Genomic DNA, 13,181 nt, shown 5'->3' on the forward strand with positions numbered 1-13,181 from the left:
GCTCACCACTCCGCGAAGGAGCCGTCGGGGTGCCGCCACACCGGGTTGCGCCAGGCGTGACCGGCGCGGTCGGCGGCGCGTACCGCGTCCTCGTCGACGGTGATGCCGAGCCCCGGGGTGCCGTGGCGCAGGGCATGGCCGTCGACGAAGCGGAACGGCTCGGTGTCGACCAGGTAGGACAGCAGGTCGGCGTCCTTGTTGTAGTGGATGCCCCGGCTCTGTTCCTGGATCAGGAAGTTCGGGGTGACGAAGGCGACCTGGAGGCTGGCCGCCAGGGCTATCGGGCCGAGGGGGCAGTGCGGGGCGAGCTGAGCGCCGTAGGTCTCGGCCAGCGAGGCGATGCGCAGCACCTCGGAGATCCCGCCGGCGTGCGACAGGTCGGGCTGCGCGACGGCGACACCGGCGGCGAGCACGGGCAGGAACTCGGCGCGCCCGTAGAGCCGTTCGCCGGTGGCGAGCGGGATGGAGCTCGCGGCGACCAGGCCGGGCAGCAGATGGTTCTGCTCGGGGAGAACCGGCTCCTCCGCGAACAGGGGGTGCAGGGGGGCGAGTTCGGTCAGCACCCGACGGGCGGTGGCGGCGCTGAAGCGGCCGTGGAAGTCGACGGCGACGTCACGGTCGGGGCCGAGCGCCTCGCGGGCGGCGGCCACCCGGGCCACGACCGCGGCCGTCTCCGCGGCGGTCGTGACCGGTGACGTGGCTCCGGCCGCGTTCATCTTGACCGCGGTGAAGCCCGCCTCGGCCTGGGCCGCCGCCTGCTCGCCGATCTGGGCGGGTTCGTCGCCACCGATCCACGCGTAGACGCGCACCCGGTCGCGCACCGGCCCACCCAGCAGGGCGTGCACCGGAGCACCGTAGGTCTTCCCGGCGATGTCCCACAGGGCCTGGTCCAGTCCGGCGACGGCGCTCGACAGGACGGGTCCGCCCCGGTAGAAGCCGCCCTTGGTGAGCACCTGCCAGTGGTCCTGGACGCGCAACGGGTCCTGCCCGACGAGGTATTCGGCCAGCACGTCGACGGCGGCCCGGACCACCTCGGCGCGGCCCTCCACGACGGGTTCGCCCCAGCCGACCACCCCCTCGTCGGTCTCGACGCGGCAGAACAGCCAGCGCGGCGGGACGAGGAAGGTCTCGATACGGGTGATCTTCACTGAGGGCGGGAACCTTCCGTCTCGTCGTGCGTCGCTTCGTCGGTGGTGCCGACCCGGTCCAGATCGCGGCCCGCCTGGTCGAGCAGCGCGCGCATCGCGGCCTCGGCGGCCCGCGGGTCACGGTCACGGACCGCGTCCAGCACGGCGCGGTGCGCCGGGACGGGGTCCTCGCCGTGCGGCGAGCTGTGCACGATGCGGTCGCGGTGGGCCAGGCCCGACTCGATGACCATCTCCATGCGTTCGAGCAGCTCGTTGTGGGTGGCGGCGAGCAGGGCGCGGTGGAAGGCGAGGTCGGCGTCGACGGCGTGGGCGGCGTCGGCGTCGTCCTGCTCCATCGCCGCCAGCGCGCCGTCCAGAGCGGCCAGATCGTCCTCGGTGCGGCGCTCCGCGGCCAGCCGCACCGCGGCCGGTTCGATGATGGCGCGCACCTCGGCGAGATTGCGCAGCAGCAACGCGTCGGCATCGGTCGTACGGCCGCCCTCGAACTGCCAGCGCAGCACGTCGGCGTCGAGCAGGTTCCACTCGGCGCGGGCGCGCACGAAGGTACCGCGCCGCTGGCGGGCGTCGACCATCCCCTTGGCGGCCAGCACCTTCAACGACTCGCGCAGGGCCGTCAGGCTCACGTCCAACTCGCTCTGCAGCGCCACCAGATCCAGCGTGCTCCCCTCGGGGATCTCACCGCCGAGGATGCGGCGGGCGAGCACTTCCACGGTCTGGCCGTGCACGCCGCGGCGGGCATAGGGCGTCATCGTCTACAGCCTTTCTGCTGGGAGGGGCGCGTGAGCGGGGCTCGCGAGCGTGCACCGGATCATGCGGAGGCCTTCACGACGCTCCAGCCGCCGTCCACCACGAGCGAGGTCCCGGTGATGTACGAGGCCTCGTCGGCGCCGAGGAAGGCGATGGCCGCGGCCACCTCCTCGGGGGTGCCGAAGCGGCGGGCGGCCGTCTCGGCCACGCTGCGCTCCCGGTCCTCGGGTGTCACCCTGTCCCACGCCGCCGTCAGGATCGGGCCCGGCACCACGGCGTTGACCCGCACCTGCGGCCCGTACTCGACGGCCAGTTGGCCGCACAGGGACAGCAGGGCGCCCTTGGTGGCCGCGTAGGCGGGATGACCGGGGATGCCCCGGTGGGCGTGGACCGACGAGGTCAGCACCACGGCACCCCCGCGCTCGCGCAGGTCGGGCAGCATCGCCCGGACACCGAGGAAGCTCCCGGTGAGGTTGACGGACAGTTGCCGCTGCCACGAGGCGAGGGACAGGGCGTGCGCCGGCGTCACCTCGACGGTGTAGGCGTTGCTGACGAGGAGGTCGACGGGACCGAAGGCGTGTGCGGCGGCCGCTATCCGCGTCCAGTCGTCCTCCACGGAGACGTCGGCCGCCACGAACCGGGCCCGGCCGCCCTCCTTGGCGATCCGCTCGGCGACGGCCTCGCCCCGCTCCTCGGCGATGTCGGCGAGCACGACCGCCGCGCCCTCCTCGGCGAGGCGTTCGGCGGTGGCGGCCCCGATCCCGGAGGAGGCCCCGGTGATCACGGCGGTACGGCCGGTGAAGCGGGCACCGGGCCGTGGTGCGGGCTGCTCCGTCATGGGGCTGCACTCCTTCGCGTGCGCGGGACGACTGGTCGGGCCGTCCTGAGAACATATGTCGTACGGGCTCACAGCCGGGTCAGCACCACGAGCTCGGCGTCGTGATCGGCGCTCCAGGCGAACGGCAGCCCGTGATGCAGCAGATGAGCCCCGCTGTACGTCCGGTCCGCGGCGGCGTCCCGGTAGCGGGCCCGCGGTTCGAGTCCGCGCAGCCGGAGCCGGGAGGGGCGGCCGGGCACCAGGGGCGCGCCGTCCAGCCGCCCGGTGCTCAGCGCGGCGACGACCGTGCGCCCCGTCCCGGGATCGTCGTACTGCACCCCGCAGGTCGGGTCCGCGGGGCCGCCCAGGAGGTGCACGTCGCCCCGGTGGACGACGTCCCGTACGTCCTTGTACCGGGCGATCCAGTGGGCGGCCTCGGCGCGCTGCTGCGGCGTCCAGGCGCGCAGGTCGGCACCGATGCCGAGTACCCCGCACATGGCGTTGACGAAGCGGAACGCGAGACTGCGCGGACGGGGGTCGAACACGCCGGGCGCGTCGGTGACCCAGGAGCTCATGACATGCGGAGCGTGGGCGTGCAGGAAGCCGTGCTGGATGGCCAGCCGGTCCAGCGGAGCGGTGTTGTCGCTGGGCCACACGACGTCGGTGCGCGCGATCGTCGCGTGCTCGACGCGGCCACCGCCGCCGGCGCAGCCCTCGACGGTGACGTCGGGGTGGGCGGCGCGCAGATGATCCAGGACACGGAGGTATCCCGCGACGTGCTGGGCGTCCAGGTCCAGATGGTCGGCGGGGCCGCCGCCGGGACGCCCGCGTTCGGTGGGCGGCCGGTTCATGTCCCACTTGAGGTAGCTGACGGGATGCTCGGTGAGCAGCCGGTCGAGCGTCGCGATCACGAAGTCCTGGACGTCCGCCCGCCCGAGGTCGAGCAGGAGCTGGTTGCGGACCAGACGGGCCGGGCGGCCGTCGATCCGGTACACCCACTCGGGATGTGCGGCGTACAGCTCACTGGCCGGGCTGATCGCCTCGGGTTCCACCCACAGCCCGAAGTCCAGTCCCAGCGCCCGCACGTCGTCGACGAACCGTCCGAAGCCCTGCGGGAACGCGGCCGGGTCCGGGTACCAGTCGCCGAGGCCGCCGGTGTCGTCGGCGCGGCCGGTGAACCAGCCGTCGTCCACGACGAACAGTTCGGCGCCGATGTCGGCGGCCACCTTGGCCAGCTCCAGCTGGCCCGCCGCGTCGACGTCGAACCCGGTGGCCTCCCAGGAGTTGTAGAGGACCTTGCGGGGACGGTCGAGGCGCTCACCGGTGAGCCGGCGTTCGTAGCGGTGCCAGACACGGGCCAGGCCGTCCAGGCCGTCGGAGCTGAAGGCGCAGGCGAGCCGGGGGGTGGTGAGGGTCTCGCCGGGGGCCAGGAACACGGCGCCCTCGTGCGGGACGCGCCCGGCGCGGACGCGGACGGCGCCGCCCGGCTCGGCCTGCGCGCTCATGTGCCAGTTGCCCGGCCATTCGAGGGCGATGCCGTAGGCCGCCTGCGACGTCCCGTCCTGCACCGCGAGCCACGGCGCGTAGGCGTGCCCGGGGGCGCCCTGGACGCTGCCCATGGTGAAGGTGCCCCTGGGCAGGTCGAGTTGGGTGCGCTGGAACTCCTGGGACCACTGGCCGGTGAGATACGTCAGCCGTGCCGTGCCGCTGACGGGGATGTTCACCCCGGCCGAGTCGATGCGCTCCAGGCGCAGTTCCTCGTCACCGGTGCAGGTCAGCTCGGTCCAGCGCAGGACGACGTCCGTCCCGGGCACGGTCTCGTAGCACAGCACCGTGCGCAGCCCGAGGACGTCGTCGGTGAAGGCGAGACGCAGGGTCCCCTCGCCCTCCTGCGCCGACGCGAACTCCCACCACACGCCGCGTTCGCCGCCCGGTCGGGACGCCACCAGGTCGGCACCGGTGAACGGGCGCAGGCCGTGCGGGACGTACTCGGCGGGCGCGGCGTCCGCGGGCGTGATGAAGTGCGTGCGGTGCGACCAGTCGAGGGCCGAGGGCCCGTCCTCGACGCCGAGCGGGCCCCAGGCGTCGAGTTCGGCCCACGGGCCGTCGGGGGAGAGGCGGACCGTGTAGCTGGTGTGCTGGGTGCGCAGGGTCCAGCGTCGAGGGGATGTCACTTCACCGCTCCGAGATTGAGGCCGGCCACGAAGTGCCGCTGGAACTTCAGGAACACCGCCACGGTGGGCGCGGCCGCGATGACCGAACCGGCGGCGATCACGTTCCACATCGACACGTACTGTCCCTGGAGTCCGATCAGCGCCGCCGTGATCGGCATCTTGGTGTCGCTGCGCAGCACGGTGATGGCCCACAGCAGGTCGTTGAAGATCCAGGTGAACGACAGGGCGCTCAGCGCGGCGAGCGCGGGGCGCGCCAGGGGCAGGATGATGCGCCAGAAGATCTGCCAGGGCCCGGCGCCGTCGACGACCGCCGCCTGCTGGATCTCGGGCGGTATGGCACGCATGAAGCCGTACAGGACGAAGACGTAGAAGCCGACGCCGAAACCGATCTGCACCCCGATGAGAGCGGGCAGGGTGTCGTAGACGCCCATGATCTCGCTGAGCTTGGACACCGGGATGAGCAGGATCTGCGGGGGGAGCAGGTTGCCGCCGAGCATGAGCAGCAACAGGGTGCGCCGGAAGGGCATCTCGTAGCGGCTGAGACCGAACGCGGCCATCGCCGCCAGGGCCAGCGTCACGAGCACGCACGGAACGGTCACGACCAGGCTGTTGATCAGGGCCTGTTGCTGTCCGCCGTCGGCCCAGGCCTGACCGTAGTTGGCCAGGGTGAAGGAGCGCGGCCAACTGCCCAGGCCGTGCGCGGCGATGTCGTCGAAGGAGCGCAGGCTGGTGACCAGGACGAGCGCGATGGGCAGCAGCCACAGCACCGCCAGTGACCCGGCGCCCAGGTGGAATGCCGCGGTCGAGGCTCGTTTGCGGCGCAGCGCCGCGGAGTTGAGGGCCATCAGTCGGCCTCCCGGAACGCACGGACGAGGTAGGAGCAGATGACGCCGAAGGCCAGCACGAAGATGACGACGGCCAGCGCGGAGCCGTAGCCCAGGCGCAGGGACTGGAAGGCGGTCGAGTACATGTACGTGCTCAGCAACTCGGACGAGTGGTAGGGGCCGCCGCGGGTCAGTGCCCACACGACGTCGAAGGAACGCAGTGAGTCGATGATGATGACGGACAGGACGACGGCGTTGACACCGCGCAGCTGCGGCAGCGTGACGTGGCGGAAGCGTTGCCACGCCGAGGCGCCGTCGACCTTGGCCGCCTCGTAGAGGGCCGGGTCGATGCCCTTGAGGCCCGCCAGGTAGAGGACCATGACGTAGCCGATCTGCCGCCACAGAGCGGGGACGATCACCGCGTACAGCGCCGTGTCCTGGTCGGCGAGCCAGGCGTGGCGCAGGTTGCCGAGTCCGACGGATTCCAGGAGCTGGTTGAGGACGCCGTCGGGCTGGTAGATCGCCTGCCACACCAGGGCAGTGGCGACCAGGGAGAAGACGACGGGCAGGAACAGGGCGGCGCGGTAGAAGCCGACGCCGCGCCGCTCCTGCTGGAGCAGCATCGCGGTGGCCAGGCCGAGCAGCGCGGACAGGCCGCCGAACAGCACCAGCCACAGCACCGTGTTGCCGGCCGCGCCGCGGAAGACCTCGTCGCCGGCCATCTCCCGGAAGTTGTCCAGTCCGACGAACTGCGGGGTCGAGACGCCGTCCCAGCGGGTGAGGGAGAGGTAGAAGCCCTGGAGGGCCGGCCAGAACACCCACAGCGCCTCCGCCAGCAGCGGGACGAGGACGAACACGAGCACCAGGGCGGGGGTACGGCTGGGGCCCCGGCCCCGTCCGGCACGGTGCGGCTGCCGTGACGGGGCCTTGCGTTCCGGGGCGGTCAGGACGGCCACGTCAGCCCCGCCAGATCTTCTCGGCGTCGCGCTGCCAGTCGGTCAGGATGCCGCCGACGGACTTGGGCTGTGCCAGGAACTTGGTCAGCGCGGTGTCGGCGCTGGGCTGGAGGGCGTCGCTGGAGTCCCGGTTGAAGAACTGGGTGATCTCGCTGGCCTCCGCCACGTGGGCGCGGCCCTTCTTCACCAGGTCGGTGCCGGCGTCCTTGGCGTCCGGGTGGCACGGCAGTGCGGTGCCGGAGGACCCCTTGATGTATATCTCCTGGGCCTCGGCCGTGGCGAGGTAGCGCAGCAGGTCGAGGACCTGGTCGCCGCGGCCGGTGCGGGCGCTGGCGAAGTAGCCGTCGGTGGGCGCCTCCTCGGCCAGCGGGACCTTCGGGTCGATGACCGGGAACCGGAAGAAGTCGATGTCGTCGAGGGCGTCCTTGGGCGCGGCGTCGGCGAAGAAGGTGCCGATCAGCATCATGCCGGTACGGCCGTTGAGCAGCGAGGTCGTGGCGTCCTGGAAGGCGACGGCGGTGCCGTTCGGATCGAAGTACGGGTGCACCTCGGTCCAGCGGTCGAAGACCTTGCGGACCTCGGGGTCGTCGAAGCGGTGCTCACCGGCGAGCAGCTTGCGGTGGTAGTCGGCGCCGTTGATCCGGATGTTCAGGTAGTCGAACCAGGCCGAGGCGACCCAGGGCGTGTTGCCGCCCGCGCCCAGCCCGATGGGGTCGATGCCCTTGCTCTTGAGCTTGTCGCACAGGTCGAGGAAGTCGTCCCACGTCTGCGGCTCGCTCACGCCCCACTTGGCGAAGTGGGACTTCCGGTAGAACATGCCCCACCAGTAGTAGGTGGTGGGCACGAAGACCTTCTTGCCGGAGCTCGCCGTGCACAGGCTGTTCAGGGCCTTGGAGTACTTCTTGAGGTCCGGGGACTCCCATACCTCGCCGAGGTCCAGCAGGAGGTCCTTCTTGGCGTACGCTTCCGCGACCGAGCCGGGGTACCAGGTGTACACGTCCGGCGGGTTGGCGGAGGTCAGGTACGTCGGCAGCTGGGTGCGGAAGGTCTCCGCGGCGACGGTGTTGAGGGTGGCGCTTGCGGACCCCTTCTTGCCGTACGCGGCGACGAGGTCCTCCATCGCGGCCTTGGCCTGCGGCGCCGAGAGGTTGGACTGCAGGGTCACCGCGCCGCCGGAGGAGCTCTTGCCGGAGGAGGTGGAGGTGACACAGCCGCTGAGCAGCGCCGTCGTCCCGGCGGCGCCGAGCCCGGCGAGGAACCGGCGCCGGCTGGTCTGGTGGTTGGTCATGGAGAACTCCTTGCGGATCCGCGCGGGTTGGGCCGTGGCCGTCAGGGGTGGGAGGGCCCCCCTCGCGCGGATCCAGGTTCGCGTGGCACTCCCGCCACGTCAAGAATAATTACTAATTTATTTGAACTGGGTTGGAGGTGCGGGCACATGACGCGGGCCGCGCTGGGGAGGGGCCGTCGGCGTCACGGCGAAGACTGTGGCGTGCGGTCGCCACCCTGTCAACATTAATTCCTAATTTAATAGAAAGTAGGGGCAGGGTAGTTCCGGAGGGTTGACAGGAGACCTCGCGCGCCAGAGCCTTTGGCCATCGTGCGTGCCCGCCCGAGGCGTCGGCAGCGAAACGGCCGCGCAGTGGCGTACCACTGCGCGGCCGCGCCGCCCGTCCAGGGGTGCGGTGACCCGCCCGGGACTCAGCCGCCGGACCGCGCACCGCAGGTCTCGGGCCGGGACACGACGTCCCGGTCCGCCGAGGAGGCCACCAGCACCATCGGTGTGGCCGGGGCCCTGCGGACGACCGTCATGGACACGGAGGCCACCAGGGCCAGCACGACGACCCCGGCACCGTAGATCGTCGTCGTGGTGTCCAGGCCGAGCGACGGCACGGCGAGCCCCGCGAGGACGGCGGGGACGCTGAGGGCCAGATAGCTGACGACGTAGACGGAGGCGATCAGCTTCGCCCGGTCGCCGGGGCCCGCCAGCGCCGCGAGCGAGCGGAAGGCGCTCAGGAAGGTGCTGCCGAAACCGGCGCCGGCGAGGGCCGTCGCGAGGAAGAACAACGGCGCCGAGGACGCGGCGAGGGCGAGCAGGGTCAGGCCGGTGCCGGCCGCGAGCGCCACGGAGCCGACGGCGATCACCCGGTGCGGCGTCCTGGTGTGGACCAGCAGGGAGGCCGCCGCTCCCGCGCCGAAGAGCGTCGTCACCACCAGAGCGCCGATCAGCCGGTTCTCGATGTGCAGGCCCTCCGCGGCCAGCGAGGGGCCGAGCGCGAGATAGAGGCCGCCGAGCGCCCAGGTGGCGATCAGGGCGGGCGCCGCGGCCAGGAACGTCGTCCGGGCCTGCGCGGGCACGGACACCCGCGGCCGCAGCGAGGCCCAGGCTCCCCGGCGCGGTGTGACCGGCTCGGGCAGCAGCAGCATCGCCGCGGCGAGCAGTACGAAGAGCACGGTGAACAGGGCGAAGACCAGGGTGGTCGGGGCCGGGGCGTACTGCACCAGCAGCCCGGTGCCCAGCGCCCCGGCGGCCAGGCCGGAGGCGGGAGCGACGCTGTTCAGCAGCGGGCCGAGCGAAGAGCCGGGCGAGGGCTGGAGATCCAGCAGCCCGGCACTGAGGGCACCGGTCGCAGCGCCGGTCGCGAGGCCTTGCAGGGTCCGGGCGACCAGCAACGGACCGACTCCGTCCGCGGTGAGGAACACGACCATGGAGGCGGCCTCCATGACCAGCGCGGCCGCCAGTACGGGCCGCCTGCCGACATGGTCGGAGAGCTCGCCGACGGTGAGCAGCGCCACCAGCAGGGCCACGACGTAGATCGCGAAGATGGCGGTCAGCACCGTCGGTGAGAAGCCCCATCGGGCCTGGTAGACCACGTAGAGCGGAGAAGGGGCGGCGGACGCGGCCAGCACTGCCAGCAGGGTGACGGCCAGCAGCCAGAAGCCGGCCGTGCGCGGTATCCGCCTCGCCGGGAGCTTGGGGTGCACGAGGTCTCTCCTCGGGGAGGTCGTGGGGAGCGTAAGGGTCAAAATTCTGTTGTTGCTTACGCGCCAACACGGGCGACCGCCGATGTAATCCCCTTCTTGGAATAGACCCTGTGCATTACGGTGACAAGGTGACCGGAACCCGAGGATCGGAGGCCGCGCGGGAGGTCCCCGCCACGGCCGCGGCGATCGTGGACCTGCTGAATTCCCGCCCGCACAGCACCGCCCACCCCTTTCCGGAGGCGCTGGAGGATCCCGGTACGGCGAGCGCCGTGCTGAGTCCGTTCGCCCACTCCGACGCCGGTCCGCCGTCACCGGAGCGCCTCGCCGAGATCCGCGCGCTGCGCGAGATCCTCCTGCGCCTGGTCACCGCGCCTGACGCCGCCGAAGCGGCGGACGGCTGGGCGGACCTCTCCGGCCATGCCGCCTCGGTCGCGTGGCGGCACGAGTTCACGGCGCCCGGCAGGGTGCGGACGCGCCAGGTGGCCGGTGACCCCGTGGTCGGCGCGATCACCCTGGCGGTGGCGGAACTCGTGGACGCCGGCACCTGGTCCCGCCTGCGCGTCTGCGCCAACGAACGCTGCGGGCACGCCTTCTACGACACGACCCGCAGCCGTACCCAGCGGTGGCACTCCTACGAGGTCTGCGGCAACCGGAAGAACGTGGCGGCCTACCGGGCGCGCAAGAAGGCCGACGGGGCGAAGGCCGACGGGCCGCGCTGAAAGCGGCGCGCACGGACGCGCGCCCCGCCCGAGCCCCACGCTGTCACGCCGCTGACGGATCGCGCGCAAAAGACCGACAACGCGCCGCGCCCCTATGCGGACCGCGCACCCGACCGTCCTCCCCGCGGTCAGTCCTGGGCCGGTGCGGGCCTTGCGGGGCTCCATGCACTGATCAGAGTGATCCACGGCCCCCTCTGACACTCCTTTGTCGAGCAATTACGAAAACGGCGCGATATCTTGCGTTCACTTGTCGGGGGTGGTTGAGTGTGGCCCGCCCCACAACGCATCAGCCGTCCGGTGGTGGGGCGACCTCCACGTTCATGCCCGAAGGGGTCCACCATGAGAAGTGCCCGGTTCCGCCGTACCCGCCGCGCCGGCGCGGTCGCCCTCGTCTCCGCCCTCACGCTGACCGCTCTCGCCGCCTGCGGCACGAGCAGCAGCGACAACAACGACGGCACGTCCGAGGGGAGCGGCGCGTCCGATCCGTCCGCCCCGCTGGACCCGAAGACGAAGGTCACCATCACCATTGACTGCATGCCTCCGGCGGCGAAGGCGGCGGAACTCAAGGAGTGGAAGGAGGACGTCGCCGAGTTCAACAAGACCTACCCGAACGTCACCGTCGAGGGCCGCTCCACCCCCGGCCAGTGTCTCGAGCCGCCGCGCTTCACGGCCATGCTCAAGGCCAAGTCGCAGCCGGACGTGTTCTACACCTACTTCACCGACCTGGCGCAGGTGCTCGACAACGACGGCGCCGCCGACATCACCGCGTACGTCAACGACAAGTCCGTGCCGGCGCTGAAGGACATCGACCCCGACGTCCTCGGCTCGCTCAAGCACGAGAACAAGCTCTACGGCCTGCCCACCAGCAACTACACGATGGGTCTGCTGATCAACCGCAAGCTCTTCGAGCAGGCCGGCCTCGACCCCGACAGCCCGCCGCGCACCTGGGAGGAGGTGCGTGCCGCGGCCAAGAAGATCGCCGGCCTCGGCAACGGCACGGCCGGCTTCGGCGAGTACAGCGCGGGCAACACCGGCGGATGGCACTTCACCGCGCAGATGTACAGCCTCGGCGGTGACATCGTGGACGCGAGCGGCAAGAAGGCCGCCTTCAACAACGAACTGGGCAAGCAGGTCGCCGAGAACCTCCACGCCATGCGGTGGGAGGACGACAGCATGGGCAAGACCCAGCTGCTGAAGTGGGGCGACCTCCAGAAGCAGATCGCGACCGACAAGCTCGGCATGTTCCTCGCCGCCCCCGACGACATCGCGTACATGGTCCAGCAACTCGGCGCGAAGTACGAGAACTTCGGCATGGGCCCGATACCCGGCGGCAAGAACACCCTGGCCGGCGGCAACAACTACATGATCAAGCAGGGCATCTCGGCCGACAAGATCAAGGCCGCCGTCGCCTGGCTCAACTTCAAGAACCTCACCGTCGGCAAGGGCCAGTTCGACTGGGCGCGGGCCAAGGCGGACGGTCTGCCCGTCGGTGTCCCGCAGCCCAACTTCTGGCTGAACGAGTCCAAGGCGAAGGACGACGCCGCGCGCGCCGAGCACGCCACCATGCCGGTCGCCAACTTCAAGACGTTCATGGACAACACCGTCGCCGGCAAGGCCGAGCCGCCCAAGGCGCAGGAGATCTACAAGGTCCTCGACAACGTGATGTCCGGCATCCTCACCAACAAGGACGCCGACGTCGAGGGGCTCCTGTCCACCGCCGAGGCGCAGGTCAACCAGATCCTGGCCAACCAGTGACATGACCGGGCGGGCCGGCCCACCGGGCCGCCCCGCCCGGCGGCAGCCCTCCGGCAGCAGACAGGCACGTTCAGTACCGAGGAGCGACGATGTCGGCCCCCAGCCTGACCCCGAGCAAGGCGAGACCTCCCCGCCACTCCACACCGCGCGCGACGGGCCCCGTACCGCCCGGTGGCCGGTTCGCCAAGAGCCTGCGACGCAATCTCACGGCACACGGCTTCCTCGTCGGAGCCGTCGTCTGCTTCGCGGTGTTCTCCTGGTATCCCATGGTCAGGGAGTTCCTCCTGGCCTTCCAGAAGACCGAGAGCGGGCGGACGACCTGGGTCGGACTGGAGAACCTCACCACCGTCTTCAACGACCCCGCCTTCTGGCAGGCCTGGCGCAACACGCTCCTGTTCACCGTGCTCGCACTGGTCCTCGGCTTCGCGGTCCCGTTCGTCGTGGCGGTCGTCATCAACGAGTTCCAGCACGGACAGGGATACCTCCGGCTGCTGGTCTACCTGCCGGTGATGCTCCCGCCGGTCGCCTCCGTCCTGCTCTTCAAATACCTCTACGACCCCGGATACGGGCTCCTGAACGAACTGCTGAGCTTCCTGCACCTGCCCCAGCAGCAATGGCTCCAGGACCCGGACCTGTCCATGCTCTCCGTCGTCATCGCCTCGACCTGGATGAACATGGGCGGCGCCGCGCTCATCTACCTCGCCGCCCTGCAGGGCATTCCCGGCGAGCTGTACGAGGCGGCCGAGCTCGACGGCGCGGGGCTGTTCCGCAAGATCTGGCACGTCACCATCCCGCAGACGCGTCTGATCCTCTCCCTGATGCTGCTGATGCAGGTCATCGCGACGATGCAGGTCTTCGTCGAGCCGTTCCTGCTCACCGGCGGCGCCGGCCCGGAGGGGTCCACGACCACCGTCGTCTACCTCATCTACCAGTACGCCTTCAACTTCAACGACTACGGCGCCGCGGCCGCGCTCGGTCTGCTCCTGCTCGTACTGCTCGCCGGGTTCTCGGCGGCGTACGTGAAGCTCAGCCGCGCCGAGGACGAGTAGGCCAGGAGAG

Annotated in this window: 11 protein-coding genes; 3 read left to right on the forward strand and 8 right to left on the reverse strand. The window is 71.0% G+C overall.

The annotated features are described in order from the left end of the window. Positions 1 to 2 precede the first annotated feature (2 nt). The 8 genes from dgoD to ACZ7LV_RS02110 form a co-directional block, all read right to left on the reverse strand. Positions 3 to 1,148: a galactonate dehydratase gene (gene dgoD, locus ACZ7LV_RS02075; RefSeq protein WP_471934861.1), complete on the reverse strand. Its 1,146-nt coding sequence runs from the start codon at positions 1,146 to 1,148 to the stop codon at positions 3 to 5. Then, complete coding sequence (locus tag ACZ7LV_RS02080; protein WP_471934862.1) at positions 1,145 to 1,897, reverse strand: FadR/GntR family transcriptional regulator; 753 nt, start codon at positions 1,895 to 1,897, stop codon at positions 1,145 to 1,147. The genes dgoD and ACZ7LV_RS02080 overlap by 4 nt, the downstream gene beginning before the upstream one ends. Before the next feature lie 59 nt (positions 1,898 to 1,956). Further along, positions 1,957 to 2,733, reverse strand: coding sequence for an SDR family NAD(P)-dependent oxidoreductase (locus ACZ7LV_RS02085; RefSeq protein ID WP_471934863.1), 777 nt, complete (start codon positions 2,731 to 2,733; stop codon positions 1,957 to 1,959). 68 nt (positions 2,734 to 2,801) lie between these two features. Next, positions 2,802 to 4,886, reverse strand: a complete 2,085-nt coding sequence (locus tag ACZ7LV_RS02090; protein ID WP_471934864.1) for an alpha-galactosidase — start codon at positions 4,884 to 4,886, stop codon at positions 2,802 to 2,804. Continuing rightward, complete coding sequence (locus ACZ7LV_RS02095) at positions 4,883 to 5,731, reverse strand: carbohydrate ABC transporter permease (protein ID WP_401667484.1); 849 nt, start codon at positions 5,729 to 5,731, stop codon at positions 4,883 to 4,885. Before ACZ7LV_RS02095 ends, ACZ7LV_RS02090 begins: the two co-directional genes overlap by 4 nt. After that, positions 5,731 to 6,666: a carbohydrate ABC transporter permease gene (locus ACZ7LV_RS02100; RefSeq protein WP_471934865.1), complete on the reverse strand. Its 936-nt coding sequence runs from the start codon at positions 6,664 to 6,666 to the stop codon at positions 5,731 to 5,733. The genes ACZ7LV_RS02095 and ACZ7LV_RS02100 overlap by 1 nt, the downstream gene beginning before the upstream one ends. A 1-nt stretch (position 6,667) precedes the next feature. Then, a complete protein-coding gene (locus ACZ7LV_RS02105; RefSeq protein WP_471934866.1) occupies positions 6,668 to 7,954 on the reverse strand; it encodes an ABC transporter substrate-binding protein in 1,287 nt (428 codons plus the stop codon). A gap of 410 nt (positions 7,955 to 8,364) precedes the next feature. Beyond that, positions 8,365 to 9,648 (reverse strand): MFS transporter, encoded by a 1,284-nt coding sequence (locus tag ACZ7LV_RS02110; RefSeq protein WP_471934867.1) that lies wholly within the window; start codon positions 9,646 to 9,648, stop codon positions 8,365 to 8,367. 128 nt (positions 9,649 to 9,776) lie between these two features. Here ACZ7LV_RS02110 and ACZ7LV_RS02115 point away from each other — a divergent pair, with 128 nt between their 5' ends. The 3 genes from ACZ7LV_RS02115 (at position 9,777) to ACZ7LV_RS02125 (ending at position 13,171) form a co-directional block, all read left to right on the forward strand. After that, entirely contained in the window at positions 9,777 to 10,367 is a 591-nt protein-coding gene (locus ACZ7LV_RS02115) for a CGNR zinc finger domain-containing protein (RefSeq protein ID WP_471934868.1), read from the forward strand. Positions 10,368 to 10,706: 339 nt separating this feature from the next. Then, the gene (locus ACZ7LV_RS02120; protein ID WP_471934869.1) at positions 10,707 to 12,122 is read left to right on the forward strand and encodes an extracellular solute-binding protein; all 1,416 of its coding nucleotides are present in this window, start codon (positions 10,707 to 10,709) and stop codon (positions 12,120 to 12,122) included. Positions 12,123 to 12,211: 89 nt separating this feature from the next. Then, on the forward strand, positions 12,212 to 13,171 hold the full coding sequence (locus ACZ7LV_RS02125; RefSeq protein WP_471934870.1) for a carbohydrate ABC transporter permease: 960 nt from the start codon (positions 12,212 to 12,214) through the stop codon (positions 13,169 to 13,171). Positions 13,172 to 13,181: the final 10 nt, after the last annotated feature.

The organism is Streptomyces sp. NPDC107562 (assembly GCF_055657325.1).

What these genes read in the sequence shown, in the direction of transcription:
- ACZ7LV_RS02095 (WP_401667484.1), bottom strand. Translation starts at nt 5,731, where the DNA reads ATGGCCCTCAACTCCGCGGCGCTGCGCCGCAAACGAGCCTCGACCGCG.
- ACZ7LV_RS02125 (WP_471934870.1), top strand. Translation starts at nt 12,212, where the DNA reads ATGTCGGCCCCCAGCCTGACCCCGAGCAAGGCGAGACCTCCCCGCCAC.
- ACZ7LV_RS02080 (WP_471934862.1), bottom strand. Translation starts at nt 1,897, where the DNA reads ATGACGCCCTATGCCCGCCGCGGCGTGCACGGCCAGACCGTGGAAGTG.
- ACZ7LV_RS02105 (WP_471934866.1), bottom strand. Translation starts at nt 7,954, where the DNA reads ATGACCAACCACCAGACCAGCCGGCGCCGGTTCCTCGCCGGGCTCGGC.
- ACZ7LV_RS02085 (WP_471934863.1), bottom strand. Translation starts at nt 2,733, where the DNA reads ATGACGGAGCAGCCCGCACCACGGCCCGGTGCCCGCTTCACCGGCCGT.
- ACZ7LV_RS02120 (WP_471934869.1), top strand. Translation starts at nt 10,707, where the DNA reads ATGAGAAGTGCCCGGTTCCGCCGTACCCGCCGCGCCGGCGCGGTCGCC.